The following is a 17283-nucleotide window of genomic DNA, read 5'->3' as shown; positions in this document are numbered from 1 at the left end:
CGGTGCACCGACGAGGAGCCATCACCATCGTGACCGCCGACGGACAGTCCACCGCCGCCCGTGACGTCGTCGACGTCGTAGCGCTGGGCGAGTCCATGGTCACCTTCCTGCCCAGCCGCCCCGGCCGCCTCGCCGACGTACCGTCCTTCGACCGCGCCATCGGCGGCGCCGAGTCCAACGTCGCCTGTGTGCTGGCGGCGGCCGGGCACACCGTCCGGTGGGTCAGCCGGGTGGGGGCGGACGGCTTCGGGGACCATCTCGTCGAGACCATCGGCGGGTACGGGGTGGATGTGTCCGCCGTGGAGCGTGACCCCGTGCGCCCCACCGGCATCTACTTCCGTACCGCCGGGGACCGGGCCACCGACGCGCACGAGGTGGCGTACTACCGGGCCGGATCCGCCGCCTCCGCGATGGCCGCGGCGAACGTGGACCTGGCCGCCGTACGGGCCGGGCGGGTGCTGCACCTGTCAGGGATCACCCCGATGCTCTCCGCCGACTGCCTCGGCCTGGTCCGTGAACTGACCGCGCTCCGCGCCCGCCGCCCGCTGATCTCCTTCGACGTCAACCACCGCCCCGCGCTGGGGCGTTCGGCCGACGGGCCGGGCGTGCTGCTGGAGCTGGCGCGCGGCGCCGACCTCGTGTTCGTCGGCGAGGACGAGGCCGCCGAGGTCTGGGGGCTGGTCGGGGCCGACGCCGTACGGGGCGCGTTCCCCGACCCCGAGACGCTCGTCGTCAAGCAGGGCGGGCGGGGGGCCACCGTCTTCCACAAGCGGCAGGTCACCTTCGTGCCCGCGCCGCACGTCGACGTCGTGGCCGCGGTCGGTGCCGGGGACGCCTTCGCCGCCGGGTTCCTCTCCGCGACCCTGAGGGGACTGCCCGTACGGGACCGGCTGCGGCACGGCCACCTCACGGCCGCCGCCGCCCTCACCGTCCCCGGCGACCTCGCTGCGCCGCCGGTCCGCGACCACGCCGACCGCCTGGTCGCCCTCGACGACATCGCGTGGGGGAGACTTCGACTCGGCCCCGGCTGGACCGACGCCGCCGACTGGGCCGACGAGGAGGTACGTACGCCATGAGTCAGACCGTCGACCGCGCGCTCAGCATCCTGCCGCTGCTCGCCGAGGGCCCCGCCGACCTCGGCCAGGTCGCCGACCGCCTCGAAGTGCACAAGTCCACCGCGCTACGGCTGCTGCGCACCCTGCACGAGCACGGCCTCGTCTACCGCCAGTCCGACCAGCGCTACCGCCTCGGCGCCCGCCTCATCGCCCTCGCCCAGGAGGCGATGGAGAACCTCGACATCCGCGAGATCGCCCACCCCCATCTCGTACGGCTCAACGAACAGTGCGGTCATACCGTCCACCTCGCGGTGTACGAGGAGAACGAGGTCCTCTACATCGACAAGGTGGAGAGCCGCTACCCGGTGCGCATGTACTCGCGGATCGGCAAGCCGGTCGCCATCACCGTCGCGGGCGTGGCCAAGCTGCTCCTGGCCGACGTCCCGGAGGCCGAGCGGCGGGCCCTCGCCGACAAGCTCGAATACCCCATGTACACCGCCCGCTCCACCCCCAACGCCCCTGCTTTCCTACGGGAGTTGGAGAAGGTGCGGGAACAGGGCTGGGCCACCGACCTCGGCGGCCACGAAGAGTCCATCAACTGCGTCGCCGCGCCGATCCGGGGCGCCGACGGACGCGTGGTGGCCGCGATGTCGGTCTCCGCGCCCAACGTCGTCGTCACGGCCGACGAACTCCTCACCCTGCTCCCCCTGGTCCGTCGTACGGCGGACGCCATCAGTGGTGAGTACTCCGGCAGAACCCCCGTGAAGGACACCGTATGAAGGACCTCGTATGACCGAGAAGACCGCGCTCACGCCCAAGACCCACACCGCCCCGCCCGCCAAGTTCTCGCACGGCGTCCGCAAGGGGAACATCCTCCAGGTCGCCGGCCAGGTCGGCTTCCTCCCGGCCGAGGAGGGCAAGCCGCCGACGCCGGCCGGGCCGACCCTGCGCGAGCAGACCCTCCAGACCCTCGCCAACGTCCAGGCGATCCTGGAGGAGGGCGGCGCGAGCTGGGAGGACGCGGTGATGATCCGTGTCTATCTGACGGACGTGGACCACTTCGCCGAGATGAACGCGATCTACAACGAGTTCTTCGAGGGCCGCGTAGAGGTCCCCGCTGCGCGCACGACTGTCTACGTCGGCCTGCCCGCGGGACTGCTCATCGAGATCGACGCGCTGGCCGTTCTGAGCTGACGCACCCTCAACTCCCGCACGCCGTAAAACGGTTCGGCACCTCCAGGGGCGCCGGGCCGCGATCTCCCCCTGCCCGAAAGCCCGATGTACTTACGTAGAGGACCCCCAAATGTCCTATCCGCTCGCCGCAACCGCCCCCACACCCCCACCCCACACCGGAGGCCTGCTCCTCCTACTGGACGGCACAGCAGGCCTGTTGACGGTCGCCGCCCTCGGGATCGCGCTCCTCCTCTTCCTGATCATCAAGGTCAGACTCCAGCCCTTCGTGGCCCTCCTCGCCGTCTCCATAACCGTCGGCCTGTTGTCCGGTCTGTCGGTCACCGAACTCTTCGGCACGGTCCAGCGCTCCGACGCCGTCTCCACCATCGAGTCCGGTATGGGCGGCATCCTCGGCCATGTCGCGATCATCATCGGCCTCGGCACGATGCTCGGCGCGATCCTCGAAGTCAGCGGCGGCGCAGAGGTGTTGGCGTCGAGGCTGCTGAATCTGTTCGGCGAGAAGAGAGCCCCCCTCGCCATGGGCCTCACCGGCCTGATCTTCGGCATCCCGGTCTTCTTCGACGTCGGCATCTTCGTGCTCGCGCCGATCGTGTACGCAGCCGCCAAGCGCGGCGGCAAGTCGATCCTGCTCTACTGCCTGCCGCTGCTCGCGGGCCTGTCGATGACCCACGCGTTCCTCCCGCCGCACCCCGGCCCGGTGGCGGCCGCAGGTCTCCTCCACGTCCAGCTCGGCTGGGTCATCCTCATGGGCATCGTCGTCGGCATCCCCGCCGTACTCGCCGCATGGGCCTACGCGGCCTGGATCGGCAAGCGGATCTTCGTCGCCGTACCGCAGGACATGGTCGAGGCGGCGGCCGAGGCGAAGCAGGCGGTCATCGAAGAACAGCGTGAGTCCGGTGTCGTACCGCAGGAGAAGCCGGTGGCGCTGGGCACGGTCCTGGCGATCATCGGCACGCCCTTGGTCCTCATCCTCGCGGCCACCTTCTCGTCGATCGCCTTCGACCCGTCCACCGGCCGCTCGGTGGTCGAGTTCTTCGGCAGCCCCTTCGTGGCCCTGACCATCGCGCTCCTCCTCGCGTACTACCTCCTGGGTCTACGCCGGGGCTGGTCCCGCAAGTCCCTGGAGACCGTCTCCACCGCGTCCCTCAAGCCGGTCGGCAACATCATCCTGGTCGTCGGCGCGGGCGGGGTCTTCGGCGCCGTCCTCAAGGCGAGCGGCGTCGCCCAGGCCCTCTCGGACACGTTCCACGACGTGGGCCTGCCGGTGGTCGTGCTGTCGTACCTGATCTCGCTGGTCCTGCGCGTGGCCCAGGGCTCGGCGACGGTCGCGATCGTGACGACGGCAGGCATCGTGGCCCCCCTCCTCGCCGAGGGCGACCACTCCCAGGCCTTCGTCGCTCTCGTCATCATGGCGATCTCGGCAGGCTCGATCTTCGCCTCGCACGTCAACGACGGCGGCTTCTGGATGGTGGCGAAGTACTTCGGGATCACGGAGCGGGACACGTTGAGGACGTGGACGGTGCTGGAGTCGGTGTTGTCGGTGGCTGGGTTCGCGGTGGCGGCTGTGCTGAGCCTGTTCGTGTAGGCGCTGGGCAGTGGTGATCGTCGCGGTCGGCCGGATCGGTTTCTGGTCGGCTGTCGGCGGTTGCTGCCGTTGTGTGGGGTGTGTTGGTCGGCGGGTTCGTCTCGGTGGGCTCGGTCTTCGCCTCGCACGTCGACGACGGGGCCCGCGCGCGGAGCGCGCTGATGGATGCGGCTGGATGGTGGCGAAGTACTTCGGGATCACGGAGCGGGACACGTTGAGGACGTGGACGGTGCTGGAGTCGGTGTTGTCGGTCGCGGGGTTCGCGGTGGCCGCTGTGCTCAGTGTGTTCGTGTAAGCCGCTTGTAGGCGTCTGATAACAAAGTTGGGGGTGGCTGTGTGCGACACAGGATCGTCGACCATACTGCCCGCTGTGGAGCAGCGCATAGGTTCGAGCAGCCAGCCCCTGAAGGGCGAGCCCGTGACGGGCGCCGGATTCGACCCGGCCTTCATTCCCGGGCTCACCGCACCCGCCGTGTCCTCCGACGATCCGGAGGACAAGAAGGCGGGGGACGTGGAGACCGAGGCGGAGGAGCCGGAGGTCGAGGAGCCGTCGGCCGCGGAGTCGCCGGCCGAGGAGGCGGAGGCCGAGAAGGCCGTCGCCGAGGCCGATGACTCCGCCGCGGACGACTCCGAGGAGGACGCGGCCGACGATGACGGCGACGCGGACTCCGACGCCGACGACGAGTCCGAAGGTCCCGTCTTCGAGGCCTCCGACCGGCGGGCGGAGATCGTCGCGGACGAGAAGGGCGTACGACTGCGCCTGGACGACCAGAGCTGCGAGTTCCGCTGGGACGAGATCGGCGCCGTCGAGACCGAGACCCCGCGCTTCGGCAAGCGGTTCACCATCACGGTGCACACTCCTGACCGCCGCTGGTACCCGATCGAGATCGAGGCGGCGGCCAGGAGCCGGTTCACCGAGTGGGAGACGCAGCTCGACGCGGTTCTCGACGCCTACTTCGAGGACGGCGACGAGGACGCGGACGACGAGTCCGCCGAGGTGGACGAAGCCGCGCTCGCCGAGGCGGAGGCAGAGGTCCGCAAGGACTAGCCAACTAGCCGCAGTACTGGGCCTCTTTGCCGATGGACCGGTACATGCAGTCCGCGTTCTCCAGCAGTTGGAGCACCGCGTCCCGGTTCCGGGAGGTCTCCCGCTCGATGACCTCGTCGGGCGGGTAGAACCCGCCCGCGGAACTGGACGTCGGGTACATCTCGAAGGTGTAGTCGAAGATCTTCTGAGTGCCCCAGAGGTAGTCGTCGATCGAACCGTCCGTGATGTACAGGTCGCTGGACTGCTCGGCTGTGTAGCCGTTGCTCGCGGCCATCTTCTGCCCGACCGCCTTGAACGCGGCGGCGTCGTCCGCGGTCATCCCGGTGGCGGTGTCGGAGTACGTGTAGCCGAAGGGCCACAGCACCAGTTCGCTGTACGTGTGGAAGTCGATGCCCGCGGTGATCTGCTGCTTCCCGCCGACGACCCGGCCGCGCACGAAGTCCGCGACCACCTTCACCTCGGGCGCCGACTCGGCGGACGTGCCCCGGTAGGTCTCGGACGAGGTCGAGCCCGAAGAGCCGCCGCAGCAGCCCCACTTGTAGTTCCAGTTCCGGTTGAGGTCCGTACCGACGTACGAGGAACCGGAGTTGGGCTGCCGGTTCTTGCGCCAGGACCGGTAGGCGCCGGTCGCGATGTCGTACTCGCCGCCGTCCGGGTTGAGATCGGGCACGATCCAGATCTCGCGGCTGTTGACGATGTTCGTGACGCGGGAGTCGGTGCCGTAGCCCGCGCCCAGCTCGCGCAGCAGGTACAACGCCATCTCCACCGTGAGGTGTTCGCGCGCGTGCTGGTGGAAGGTGAGGAGGACCTCGGGCTCGTTCTCGTCGGTGGCCACGTTGTCGCTGACCTTGATGGCGACGATGTCCCGGCCCTGGTACGACTTGCCGATCACCTTCTTGCTCATGATGCCCGGGTAGGCGGCGAGCCGCTGGTCGATCTCCGTGTTCGCCTCGGCGTAGTTGTGGTACTTCGAGTCGGCCGAGGGGAAGTCGAGGAGCCGTGCTCCGTCCGCGGCCGAGGAACGGTCCGGGGCGGAGCCCAGCAGCGAGACGTCGTAGCCCTGTTGGCGCAACTGTTTGATCTGGGCGGCGCGGCCCGAGACGACCACGGTCTCCTCGTCGGACTCGTCCACGGTGACGCCGGCCGCCGCGATGGCGGTACGCGTGACCGGGGTGTTGTGGTCGACGTGGATCTCGTACTGGCGGATGTCGTCCGCGGCCGGGGAGGCCTGCCGTGCGCTGTCGGCGGTGGCCTTCGCCGCGGTGGCCGTCTCCGCGACGGGGGCGGCGAGGGCGAGGGCCATCAGGGCGGCGAGCGCGGCGGTGCGTCTGCCGCTTCGGGCGCCTGAGCCGCGTGTGCGAAGTCGCATGAAATCTCCTTGCTGGAGTTGGGGGGTGTTTCAGTGCGACGTGCGTGGAGTATGACGTGCGGGTGGGGTGTTCCCTCGGATGTTCTCGCGGGTCTTCCCATGGGTTTTCCTGTGTGGCGCCTATGTTGATGTGTTGGCATGGTCAGGTCAAGGGCGTCCAAAGTGGGTGGCCGGATTACCGCCACTTCGGGCTCAGGGCGATCTCCCGGAGCTGTTTCATCGTCAGGGCCGGGGTCGGGCGGGTCGAAGGAGTGTCCTGGGCGCCGGAGTTGAAGGCGCTGATCACCACGCGCGTGCCGTCGGTGCGGATGGTGTCGACGGTCCACATCACGACACCCGCGCCGCCCTTCTCACCCGGCCCCTGGTGTGTGGCGACCTTCGTGCCGTCGGAGAGGACCTCGGCGTCCGAGCCGAAGAGGTCGCCCTCGACGTCCGACATGTTCGCCTGGACGTTCACCTGGACCAGGCTCCTGCCCTTGCCGTCGTCGACGACGAGATAGCCGAACCCGGTGTCGTCACCGCTGCTGTCGGAGACAGTGAGTCCCTTCGGCAGCAGGCTCCTGAGGGTCGGGGCGACGGGGGCGCCGAAAGCGGTGTCGCTCGGTGCCGGGGTCGCTGTCGGCGTCTGCTCGGGAATCGCGTCGATGGCCTTCCGCCACACTTCCGAAGCCACGAGTTTCGTCAGCTGGGCGGGGGACAGCGGCGGTTGACTCCTGGTGATCGGTGAGTCCTTCTCGGCGGCTGCGTTCCACTCGCTCACGCTCACGTGCTGCCCCTGCGGGGTGACGAGTTCGGCGCTCCACCACTTGGTGTCCACCCGGCGGTCGGGATACTCGTACCCCTGAAGGACCATGACCACCGACCCGTCCGCCAGCCGGCTGGTGCGGCACGCGTCGTAGTGCGTGAACACCTTCGCCGGGCACGTGGTGGCCTGCCGCGCCTCGTCGCTCCCCGGCTCCACCCGGCCCAGGCCGAGCTCGACGGCCGACTTGCCCTTGCCGTCGTCGAAGACGACATGGATGTACGGCGACGGTCCCTCGTCCGTGCCACGGGCCTCGACCTTGGAGTAACTGCCGTTGCCCAGCGATCGTGCGAGCGTCCGGAGCAGGGCCTCGCGGGAGACGGGAGCGGGGGCGGAGGAGGTGGCGGAGGCGTGGGTGGAGGTGGCCGGGGAACCCTGCGCGTCGGGGGAGCCGCTCGGCAGGAGCAGTGCCGTGCCGACGCCGACGAGGGCGATACCGGCGGCGCCGCTCATGACGGCCGCGTTCCGGCGTCGTAGCAGCCGCCGTCGTCCCTTGAGGGCACCCGTGGTGACGAGCGCGGCCCGGTCGGTCTCGAAGGCGTCGCCCGCGTCCCGGAGGCCGGCGGCGAGCCGGGTCTCGAAGGGGTCGGCGCTGTCGCTGGAGTGTGCGTCGGGCATGGCGAACCACCGTTTCGCATAGGGGAGTTGGCGGGATGGGTGTGCGGGGCGATCAGGGGCGGGCGTACTCGTCGAGGTTCTCGCCGAGGAGTTCCCGCAGCCGGCCCAGCGCGCGGACGCAGCGGGTGCGTACGGCGGCCGAGCTGACGTGCATGACGTCGGCGGTCTCCTCGACGGACCGGTCTTCCCAGTACCGCAGGACGACCACGGCCCGGTCCTTGGCGGGCAGCCGGGACAGGGCCTGGAGCAGGGTCAGCCGCAGGGGGGTGTCACCGGCGGAGCCGCCGGGGTCGGGCCGGTCGGGCAGTACGTCGGTGGCGCGTTCGGTGCTGCTGCGGCGCCGCTGATGTGCGAGGAACGTACGGGTGAGGACGGTCTGCGCGTACCCCGCGGGGTTGCCGATCCGGGACATCCGCCCCCAGCCGACGTACAGCTTGCCCAGGGTCTCCTGCACCAGGTCCTCGGCCAGATGCGTGTCCCCGGCGGTCAGCAGACAGGCGGACCGATAGAGATGCCCGGCGCGTGCGGCGGCGAACTCCGCGTACTCGTCGGCGCGTCCCTGTCGTCTCATACCGTTTCCCCCTGCCCCCGCGGGCTGTTGCCCGCACCGCCCTCACTTCATTGATGCGGCGGACCCACAGAAATGTTTCAGGTGGGGCCGGTCGGTTGCGCGTACGGTCGGCTCGCCGTTCATTGTCAGTGGCGGCTGCTACGAATGCCGGTATGACGGAGGACGAGATCATCCGGGCGGTACGAGAGCGGTATCCGGCAGGTGAACGGCCGCCGACCGCCCCGCCGGAGGCCGTGGCCGAGTTGGAGGCCGTGGTCGGGTATCCCATGCCGCCGCTCCTCAAGCGGATCCATCTCGAAGTCGCCGACGGCGGGTTCGGCCGCCGGGGCGAGGCTCTGTCCCTCACCGAAACGGAGTTCAGGTACAGCGACGGCGAACGGCTGGTGGAGGAGTACCTGGGCCGGCGTGGAGCACCCGGCCACCCGCCTTCCGTCGTGCCGCTGTTGACGTGGGGCTGTGCGATCTGGTCCCTCGTCGACTTCAGCACCCCCGAGGGCCGGATGTGGGGCTGGGACCCCAACGCCCGGTGCCCGGTGCACGGAGAGGCGCTGTTCCCCGAAGACCTCACCCTGGCCGAACGGCTTCAAGGGTGGCTGGACGGGACCGCGGCCTTTCCGAAGGCGCCCGCCGGGCCGTACTGCACGGAACGCTGACGCGGGACGAGTGCGCCCCGAACACTCCCGCCCCGCACCCCCGCCCGCCGGGGCGGTTGCGCTGGGGCCACCTTGTTCTGTGGGGGCTGTCGTGAGGAGCATGGGGACACGATCTCCGACGGGCTGGAGAAGGCCGGTGAGCTCGTCGACGAGAAGACGGGCGGCCAGCACAGCGAGCAGATCGACAGCGCGGTCGACAAGGCGCAGGGGCTGCTGGACAGGCTCGCCGAGAGTGCGGGGAACGCCGACGGCAAGGAGCGGCCGGCGGAGTAGGCGCAACGCGGAGGGGTGCGACCGGGCAGCCCGGTCGCACCCCTCGTTCCACACGATCCGCTACGGCAGCGCGTGTACGTGCGCTCCCACCGAGTTCGACCATGAACTGCCCGCCGCGGCGTCCCAGTTCGTCGACCAGGTCATCGCGCCCCGGAGGTCGGGGTAGGTCTTCGACGGCTTGAAGGTGCCGCAGTTGGTGCCGGCGGTCAGGCAGTCGAGGGCGTTGTTCACGATGGTGGGGGAGACGTAGCCGCTGCCGGCCGCGCTGGTGGAGGCCGGGAGGCCCAGGCCCACCTGGGACGGGGAGAGGCCGCCCTGGAGCTGGATGCAGGCGAGGGCTGTCAGGAAGTCGACCGTGCCCTGGCCGTAGACCTTGCCGTCGCAGCCCAGCATCGTGCCGCTGTTGTAGTACTGCATGTTGACGACCGTGAGGATGTCCTTCACGTTCAGCGCGGTCTGGAAGTACGCGTTCGACGTCGACTGCATGTCGATCGTCTGCGGCGCCATCGTGATGACGAGCGAGGAGCCCGCCTTCGACGACAGCGACCTCAACGCCTGTGTCATGTAGGTCGCGTTGATCCCGTTCTCCAGGTCGATGTCGACGCCGTCGAAGCCGTACGTCTGCATCAGGGAGTAGACCGAGTTGGCGAAGTTCGCCGCCGACGTCGAGTCGCTGACCGAGATCGTGCCGTTCTGGCCGCCGATCGAGATGATCACCTTCTTGCCGGCCGCGTGCTTGGCGGCGATGTCCGCCTTGAACTGGTCGACCGTGTAGCCGCCGAGGCCGGACGAGTCGAGCGTGAAGGAGACCGCGCCCGGAGTCGAGGTCGCGTCCGCGAAGGCCACCGCGATGATGTCGTACTGGGAGGAGACGGCCGAGAGCTTCTGGACGGTCGCGCCGTTGTTGAAGTTCTGCCAGTAGCCGGTCACCGCGTGCTTGGGCAGGGTGCCGCCGCCACCTCCGCCGGTCGCCGTCGTCGTGCCCGTCACCGCTGTCGACTTCCCTGACTCACCGGCCGAGTTGGTCGCCGTGACCTGGAAGGAGTACGACGTGGAGGCCGCAAGTCCCGTCACCGTGGCGGACGTTCCCGTCACCGCCGTGATCTTCGTGCCGCTCTGGTAGACGTTGTAGCCCGTGGCTCCCGACACCGCGCTCCACGCGAGGGAGACGGCTGAAGAGGTCGTCGAGGAGACCGTCACGCCCGTCGGTGTCGCCGGGACCGTCGGGGCCGGGTCGCTGCCACCGCCGCCGTCGGGGCCGTAGACGGAGATGTCGTCCGCGTAGTACGCGGCCTGTCCGTACCAGCCGTGGGTGTACACGGAGACGGAGGTGGTCGAGGCGCCCGTCGTGAACGTCGTCGACAACTGCTTCCAGGCCGTCGTGTCCGGGGTCCAGGTCGACACGTCCGTGGTGCCGGTGCCCGTCACGCCGAGGTAGGAGTAGCCGCCCTGGACCCAGGCGCTCAGCGTGTACGTCGAGTTGGGCTTGACCGCGACCGACTCGCTGCACTGGGCGTTGTCCTGCCCGGCGGGTGTGGCCTTGAGGGCCGCCGCGCCGCTGTGCACCGGGGAGGAGACGGTCGTGCCGCTGCCCGCCGTACAGGTCCAGTTGGTGAGGCCCGATTCGAAGCCGGCGTTCTTGGCGTTGTTGATGTCGGCGGCGGACGCCTGGCCGGTGCCCGCGAAGGAGAGGGCCAGGGCGGCCATGGCGACCCCGGCCCACAGACGTCTGTTCCTGAGTACGGGCATGCCTGGTGCGCGGTCCACTGATGCCTCCGGTGGGGGAGTTGGAGGGGACTGTGACGACGGTGGCCACCGCTGGAGTTCAAGAGTTGGTCCAGACCAATCTGCTGTCAAGAGGTCCAGACCAACTTCTCCGGCGGCGGATTCGGCACCCCGGCCGCGATCAGCTGCTCGACCTGCCCCGTTTTGGCGTGTTGTGCGCAATGACAGTTGCGGCACAGCTACCGAAACGCTGTTCTCCGGTCACAGGGGCGTGGATACAGTGCTGAGGTAGTCACGCAGTGAAGTCGACTCGGCGTACCGGAGTAATACCGGGAAGCCGACAGGCGTGAGACGGGGAGCTGCGCGTGCCAACTGCCATTGCCGTGACCAGCGCCGACATGGCGCTGCCGCCACAGGACGAACGAACCGTGCCCGCCGTCGTGCTGCGGGACCTGGATCAACGACCGCTGGACCAGGCGCTGTCGGAGATGCAGACCCTCATCGACCAGCACGGGCATGTCGTCGTCGTGTCCTCGCAGGCCGTGTCCGAGGGCGTCGACCGACGGCTGCACACCATCCGGTCCATCCTGGAGACCGACCGGATCGCCCTGTTCCGTCCGAATCTCCCCCCACTCGGACTCGCCGTACTGGCCCGCCAGTTGAGGCAGCTCGCGTCCTGCGACCTGAGCCCCGGGGTGCTCGCCTCGGCGGGCCGGCTGCTCACCCACTACATTCACGCCGGCGCCGTCCTCGGCTCGGTCGCCAGGCTGGACCGGGTCCCCGTCGGCCTCAAGTCGCACGCCAAGTCCTGGGTGCCCGGCAGCCAGTTCGCGGTGATCGCCCACCCCGAGCCGCAGCTCGTCAGGGTCGGCCCCGGAGTCGCCCTCGCCGGGCCGGAGTTCGGCACCTGGATGCTGGTCGCCAAGGGCCAGCTGCAGTCCGACTGGATCGGCACCACCCTCGCCCCGGCCTGGAACGCGATGGGGCTCCGCGAGGCCACCCTGCCCGCCGAGTCGGCGAGTTGGTGGGGCACGGGCAAGCTGATCGAGTTCTGTACATATCTGCCCGACCTGTCGGTGCTGTACCAACTGGTCACTTCGGTACGGCAGTCCGTGTGCCATTGGTGCGGTATCGACGTCATCGGCGACCGTTGTGTCTTCTGCTCGGCAACACCGCCCGTTCACGAGAACCAAACGCCCAGCGGATAAGTCATCCCTTCACAGGACACGCTTACAGCACCTGGTCTCGCTCGACCCCGCTCGACCCGGCTCGATCCGCTCATTTCCGCTCGACCGATATCCCCAATGAGGTTGTACGGTTCATGAACTCCCGTCAGCGCCGCGGCGTGATACTCCTGCTCCTGTCGGTCCTCTGCGCCCTCGGCGCGTTCGCCGGCGTCCTCTCCGTCATCAGCGACGTGAAGTCCAAGGTCGGCCCCGAAGTCGCCGCCTACCAGGTCAAGGACGACGTGGCGCCCTACACGACCCTCACCGCCGCCCAGTTCAAGAAGATCGAGATGCCCAAGCGGTGGCTGTCGGACAACGCCGTGACCGATCTCCGGCAGATCCAGGGCAAGATCGCGGTGACCACCCTGCGCGGGGGCTCCCTGCTGCAGACCGACATGATCGTCGACCAGCCGGCCCTGCGGCCCGGGCAGCAGGAGGTCGCCATCATGATCGACGCGGCCACCGGCGTCGCCGGCAAGATCTACCCGGGCTCCACGGTCAACGTCTACGCCACCTTCGCGGGCGCGAAAGAGGGCGACCCCGACCAGTCGAAGATCATCGTGACCAACGCGAAGGTCATCGACGTCGGCCACATCACCGCCCTCGACCCGGGCAGCAACAGCGACAAGAACCAGCAGCAGTCCACCAACGCCGTCCCGATCACCTTCGCGCTCTCCACGCTGGACGCCCAGCGCATCACCTACGCCGAGTCGTTCGCCGAGCGGGTGCGGCTGGCCCTGGTGGCGCCCGGCACCGATACGACCGTGCCCGAGCAGGACCGGACGTACGAACTCGCGAAGGACAAGTGAGAGGCCCGCATGCCCACCAGGATTCTTCCGGCGGTCGGTGACGCGGACGCCATCCGCGCCATCACGACCCTGCTCAGCCAGCTCCCGGACGCCGACCCGGTGGCCCCGGTGGCCGACTCGACGCAGCTCGTCGACACCCTGGCCCGGCTCGCCGCCGAGTCCGTCGACGAGCTGCCCGAGGTCGTGGTGGTGCATGAACGCATAGGTCCCGTCCCGGCGTTGGAGCTGGTCCGTGAAGTCGCCCTGCGCTTCCCGGCGGTGGGCGTCATCCTCGTCACCACGGACGCCAGCCCCGGCCTCTTCCAGGCCGCCATGGACTCCGGCGCCCGCGGCCTCATCGCCCTGCCGCTGAGCTACGAGGAGCTGGCCACCCGGGTCCAGGCCGTCGCCGCCTGGTCCGTGGGCGTGCGCCGCCATCTGGGCCACGGCGGCGACGTGTTCACCGGCGTCGGCGGCACCGTCGTCACGGTCAGCGGCGCCAAGGGCGGGGTCGGCGCCACCCTCGCCGCGATCCAACTCGCCCTCGCCGCCCAGACGTCGGGCCGTACCACCGCGCTCGTCGACATGGACCTCCAGACCGGCGACGTCGCCTCCTACCTGGACGTCCAGTTCCGGCGCTCGGTCGTCGACCTCGCCGCGATCACCGACATCTCGCCGCGCGTCCTGGCCGACGCCGTGTTCCGGCACGACACCGGGATGGCGCTGCTGCTCGCCCCCGGCGAGGGCGAACGCGGCGAGGAGGTCACCGACCGGGCCGCCCGCCAGATCGTCAGCGCCCTGCGCTCCCGCTACGAGGTCGTCGTCATCGACTGCGGCGCCCAGATGAGCGGCGCGAGCGCGGCGGCCGTCGAAATGGCCGACACGGCACTGCTGTTCACCACCCCGGACGTGGTCGCCGTACGCGCCGCGAAGCGCACCGTCCGCATGTGGGACCGGCTGCAGATCCGCAAGGCCGAGGAGACGACCATCGTCGTCAACCGGCACACCCGCGGTACGGAGATACAGCCCGCCCTCATCCAGCGGATCACCGGCACGGCGGTCGCCGCCACCGCGATCCCCGCCAACTTCAGGGAACTCCAGGGCGCGGTGGACGCCGGCCGCCTCCACGAACTCGACAACAAGAGCGTGGTCAAACAGGCCCTCTGGGGTCTCGCGGGCGAACTCGGACTGGTCAAGGTCCCCGAAGGCGCCCAGAAGGGCGGCCGGTCGCGGGGCGGCGGCGATCGCGGCTCGGTGAGCTTCCGGCGCCGTAGGGAGTGAGGGGGATGCGTATGTCCGTCCTGAGGAGAGACCGGGGCCAGGTCACCATCGAGTTCCTCGGCATGACCCCGCTGATCATTCTGACGCTGGTGCTGATGTGGCAGTTCGTGCTGGTGGGGTACACCTACACGCTCGCGGGGAATGCTGCCGACGAGGCGGTACGGGCGGGGACGGCGGCCACACGGGGCGAACGCCAGGCCGCCTGCGAGCAGGCGGGCCTCAGCAAGCTGTCCGCCGCGTGGAGGGACGGGGCCGAAGTGAGGTGTGGGGGCACGGGGTTCGTCACGGCCGACGTCACGCTCGACGTGCCCATCCTCTTCCCCGGCTCGATCGCCTTCCCCTTCACGGTCCACGCCCACGCGGGCGCCGTAGAGGAGGCGACGAACTGAGATGTTCTACGGCCACAGAGCGCGCGACCGCGGTCAAGTCGCCATCGAATACCTCGGGTTCATCCCGATCCTGATCCTCGTCACCCTGGCCGCCGTACAGCTCGGGCTGATCGCCTACACCGCGGAGCAGGCGGGGACGGCGGCCCGGGCGGGCGCGCGCAGCGCCTCGCTCCGCCAGGGTGCCCAGCCGGCCTGCAGCGACGCGGTCAGCGCCCGGCTCACGGTCACCGGCTGTCCGGCCACGTTCGGCGGCGACACGGTCACCGTCACCGCCTCCATCCACATCCCGTCCGTCATCCCCGGCTACGACGGCTTCGGCAACGCCAGCAAGACCGCCACCATGCCGCTCGACCACTGACACCGAACAACAGGGCTCGACTGAACAAGGAGCGAGGAGCACAGCACTCATGGGTCTGCGGGAACGCGTCAACCATCCCGAGGAGAACGGCCATCGGGGCGAGGAAGGCCACATGGTCGCCTCGTACCGCGCCAAACTCCTGGAGGAGATCGACCTCGCGGAGATGAGCGCGCTGGCCGCCGCCGAGCGACGGGCCCGCCTGGAGCGGGTGCTCGGGCACATCATCAGCCGTGAGGGCCCGGTTCTCTCGACGGTCGAGCGCTCGCAGCTGATCCGCCGGGTCGTCGACGAGGCGCTCGGCCTCGGCATCCTCGAACCGCTCCTGGAGGACGCGTCGATCACCGAGATCATGGTGAACGGCCCGGACGCGATCTTCGTCGAACGCGGCGGCCGCGTCGAGCAGTTGCCGCTGCGCTTCCCCTCCCACGACCAGCTGATGCAGACGATCGAGCGGATCGTGTCGACCGTCAACCGCCGCGTGGACGAGTCGAATCCGATGGTCGACGCGCGACTGCCGTCCGGCGAACGCGTCAACGTCATCATTCCGCCCCTGTCGTTGACCGGCGCCACGCTCACCATCCGCCGCTTCCCACGCTCCTTCACGCTCCAGGAGATGGTCGGCTTCGGCTCGCTGGACGAGCACATGCTGTATCTCCTCGCGGGCCTGGTGCACGCCAAGTTCAACATCATCGTGTCCGGCGCCACCGGCACCGGGAAGACCACCCTCCTCAACGCCCTCTCCGGCCTGATCCCGGAGACGGAACGCATCATCACCATCGAGGACTCCGCCGAACTCCAGCTCCAGCAGTCGCACGTGATCCGGCTGGAGGCCCGCCCCCCGAACGTCGAGGGCAAGGGCCAGGTCACCATCCGCGACCTCGTCCGCAACTCCCTGCGGATGCGCCCCGACCGCATCGTCGTAGGAGAGGTCCGCGGCGGCGAGTCCCTCGACATGCTCCAGGCGATGTCCACGGGCCACGACGGCTCCCTCGCCACCGTCCACGCCAACAGCGCGGAGGACGCGCTGATGCGCCTCAAGACCCTGGCGTCCATGTCCGAGGTGGAGATCCCCTTCGAGGCGCTGCACGACCAGATCAACAGCGCCATCGATGTCATCATCCAGCTCACCCGCTTCGCCGACGGCGCCCGCCGGATCACCGAGATCGCCCTCCTCGACAGCCACGGCAGCGAGCCGTACCGCCTGGCGACGGTCGCCCGCTTCAGCCCGCAGCCCATCGCGGCCGACGGCCGGATCTACGGCGTCTTCGAGTACTTCCCGCTCTCGCGCCGCACCGCCGACCGCCTCTACATGGCGAGCCAGCCCCTGCCGCAGGCCTTCGGCGTCGCCCAGAGCACGGAACACCTAGCCCTCAGAGAAGCCAGTAGGTAGGGACCGACCCCATGGATCTCCAGACGATCGTCACGCTCACCACCGGCGTCACCCTGCTGACCTGCGTCCTGGGTGTGGCCGGCGTGCACGCCTACGCCACGGGCAGGGCGCAGCGCGCGGCCCTGGTCGACCGGCTGTCGTCGACCGGACAGATCCCGCTCGGCCGCGCCCGCCGCTTCCGCGGCCTGGACCGCAGACTGCGCCGCACCCGTCTCGGCCGCAAGCTCGAACTGCGGCTGGCGGCAACGGGGTTGGACATGACTCCGGGCGAGTTCTTCGTCTACATGCTGGCCACGGTGGCCGCGCTCTGGCTGATCGGCCAAGCATCCCTGGCGCCCTTCTTCGGCCCGATCGCGGGGCTGTTGGGCATCGGGGTGGCGATCCAGTTCCTCAACTGGCAGCGCCAGAAACGCATCGAGAAGTTCATCAACCAACTCCCCGAACTGGCCCGCATCATGGCCAACGCCACCCACGCCGGCCTCGCCCTGCGCACCTCGATCAGCATGGCGGCGGAGGAGCTGGAGGCACCGGCCGGGGAGGAACTCGCCAAGGTGGCCAACCAGTTGGCGGTCGGCGCCTCGATGGACGAAGCGCTGAGCGAACTCGCCGACCGGCTCCCCTCCCGCGAACTCGTCGTCCTGGTCACCACGTTGGTGCTCTCCAACCGGGCCGGCGGCCAGGTGGTCAGCGCCCTGCGCAACCTCACCGAGACCCTGGAGGAGCGCAAGGAGACCCGCCGCGAGGTCCGCACCCAGCTCTCCCAGGTCAACATGACCTCGTACGCCGTTCCGGTGATGGGCGTGGGCGCCCTCTTCCTGATGAACGGCGTCAAACCCGGCGCCCTGGACCGGATGACGGGCTCCCCGATCGGCCAGGCCTGCGTGATCATCGCGTTCGGGCTGTACGCGGTCGGCTTCGTCCTCATCCGCCGCCTGTCCCGCATCGACGTCTGAGAGGG

The 17283-nt window shown here is 69.5% G+C and carries 18 protein-coding genes and 1 pseudogene; 15 read left to right on the top strand and 4 right to left on the bottom strand.

The window, feature by feature from the left end:
• The first annotated feature begins 29 nt into the window (after positions 1–29).
• The 6 genes and pseudogenes from OH768_RS19405 to OH768_RS19380 all read left to right on the top strand — a co-directional run bounded on the left by OH768_RS19405 (position 30) and on the right by OH768_RS19380 (position 4882).
• Positions 30–1076 (top strand): sugar kinase, encoded by a 1047-nt coding sequence (locus OH768_RS19405; RefSeq protein ID WP_406455276.1) that lies wholly within the window; start codon positions 30–32, stop codon positions 1074–1076.
• A complete protein-coding gene (locus OH768_RS19400) occupies positions 1073–1834 on the top strand; it encodes an IclR family transcriptional regulator (RefSeq protein ID WP_406455274.1) in 762 nt (253 codons plus the stop codon). The genes OH768_RS19405 and OH768_RS19400 overlap by 4 nt, the downstream gene beginning before the upstream one ends.
• Before the next feature lie 10 nt (positions 1835–1844).
• Positions 1845–2249: a RidA family protein gene (locus OH768_RS19395; protein ID WP_406455272.1), complete on the top strand. Its 405-nt coding sequence runs from the start codon at positions 1845–1847 to the stop codon at positions 2247–2249.
• Positions 2250–2358: 109 nt separating this feature from the next.
• The gene (locus tag OH768_RS19390) at positions 2359–3834 is read left to right on the top strand and encodes a GntP family permease (protein ID WP_406455270.1); all 1476 of its coding nucleotides are present in this window, start codon (positions 2359–2361) and stop codon (positions 3832–3834) included.
• Positions 3835–3932: 98 nt separating this feature from the next.
• A pseudogene (locus OH768_RS19385) lies at positions 3933–4129 on the top strand (hypothetical protein); the annotation flags it as partial.
• 75 nt (positions 4130–4204) lie between these two features.
• The gene (locus OH768_RS19380; RefSeq protein ID WP_406455268.1) at positions 4205–4882 is read left to right on the top strand and encodes a hypothetical protein; all 678 of its coding nucleotides are present in this window, start codon (positions 4205–4207) and stop codon (positions 4880–4882) included.
• Between the two features lie 4 nt (positions 4883–4886).
• Here the strand turns inward: OH768_RS19380 and OH768_RS19375 are convergent, their stop codons facing one another.
• From OH768_RS19375 to OH768_RS19365, 3 genes are all read right to left on the bottom strand, one after another.
• Positions 4887–6251 carry a M14 family metallopeptidase gene (locus OH768_RS19375; RefSeq protein WP_406455266.1) on the bottom strand — a complete coding sequence of 455 codons (1365 nt, stop codon included), beginning with the start codon at positions 6249–6251 and terminating at the stop codon, positions 4887–4889.
• A 175-nt stretch (positions 6252–6426) separates the two neighbouring features.
• Entirely contained in the window at positions 6427–7671 is a 1245-nt protein-coding gene (locus OH768_RS19370; RefSeq protein ID WP_406455264.1) for a hypothetical protein, read from the bottom strand.
• 52 nt (positions 7672–7723) lie between these two features.
• A complete protein-coding gene (locus OH768_RS19365) occupies positions 7724–8242 on the bottom strand; it encodes a SigE family RNA polymerase sigma factor (RefSeq protein WP_406455262.1) in 519 nt (172 codons plus the stop codon).
• Between the two features lie 152 nt (positions 8243–8394).
• Between OH768_RS19365 and OH768_RS19360 the strand changes: the two genes are divergently transcribed.
• Both OH768_RS19360 and OH768_RS19355 read left to right on the top strand, forming a co-directional pair.
• Positions 8395–8895, top strand: a complete 501-nt coding sequence (locus tag OH768_RS19360) for an SMI1/KNR4 family protein (protein ID WP_406455260.1) — start codon at positions 8395–8397, stop codon at positions 8893–8895.
• A 72-nt stretch (positions 8896–8967) separates the two neighbouring features.
• Positions 8968–9168 (top strand): antitoxin, encoded by a 201-nt coding sequence (locus OH768_RS19355; protein WP_406455258.1) that lies wholly within the window; start codon positions 8968–8970, stop codon positions 9166–9168.
• 60 nt (positions 9169–9228) lie between these two features.
• On the opposite strand, the gene OH768_RS19350 is transcribed toward OH768_RS19355, so the two are convergent.
• A complete protein-coding gene (locus tag OH768_RS19350) occupies positions 9229–10917 on the bottom strand; it encodes a chitinase (protein WP_406455256.1) in 1689 nt (562 codons plus the stop codon).
• Positions 10918–11291: 374 nt separating this feature from the next.
• On the opposite strand from OH768_RS19350, the gene OH768_RS19345 reads away from it, so the two are divergent.
• The 7 genes from OH768_RS19345 to OH768_RS19315 all read left to right on the top strand — a co-directional run bounded on the left by OH768_RS19345 (position 11292) and on the right by OH768_RS19315 (position 17278).
• Complete coding sequence (locus OH768_RS19345; RefSeq protein ID WP_406465339.1) at positions 11292–12101, top strand: hypothetical protein; 810 nt, start codon at positions 11292–11294, stop codon at positions 12099–12101.
• Positions 12102–12214: 113 nt separating this feature from the next.
• Positions 12215–12928 carry a Flp pilus assembly protein CpaB gene (gene cpaB / locus OH768_RS19340; RefSeq protein ID WP_406455254.1) on the top strand — a complete coding sequence of 238 codons (714 nt, stop codon included), beginning with the start codon at positions 12215–12217 and terminating at the stop codon, positions 12926–12928.
• 9 nt (positions 12929–12937) lie between these two features.
• Positions 12938–14188 (top strand): CpaE family protein, encoded by a 1251-nt coding sequence (locus OH768_RS19335; RefSeq protein WP_406455252.1) that lies wholly within the window; start codon positions 12938–12940, stop codon positions 14186–14188.
• 5 nt (positions 14189–14193) lie between these two features.
• Positions 14194–14577, top strand: a complete 384-nt coding sequence (locus OH768_RS19330) for a TadE/TadG family type IV pilus assembly protein (RefSeq protein ID WP_406455250.1) — start codon at positions 14194–14196, stop codon at positions 14575–14577.
• Between the two features lies 1 nt (position 14578).
• Positions 14579–14935 (top strand): TadE/TadG family type IV pilus assembly protein, encoded by a 357-nt coding sequence (locus OH768_RS19325; RefSeq protein ID WP_406455248.1) that lies wholly within the window; start codon positions 14579–14581, stop codon positions 14933–14935.
• Between the two features lie 49 nt (positions 14936–14984).
• Complete coding sequence (locus OH768_RS19320; RefSeq protein ID WP_019072776.1) at positions 14985–16325, top strand: CpaF family protein; 1341 nt, start codon at positions 14985–14987, stop codon at positions 16323–16325.
• Between the two features lie 11 nt (positions 16326–16336).
• Positions 16337–17278: a type II secretion system F family protein gene (locus tag OH768_RS19315; RefSeq protein WP_406455246.1), complete on the top strand. Its 942-nt coding sequence runs from the start codon at positions 16337–16339 to the stop codon at positions 17276–17278.
• Positions 17279–17283: the final 5 nt, after the last annotated feature.

Origin of the sequence: Streptomyces sp. NBC_01622 (assembly GCF_045209635.1) — a bacterium.
Lineage (GTDB): Bacteria > Actinomycetota > Actinomycetes > Streptomycetales > Streptomycetaceae > Streptomyces.
Note: the sequence above shows the minus strand (reverse complement) of the source record. Positions and strands in the feature narration are given on the sequence as shown.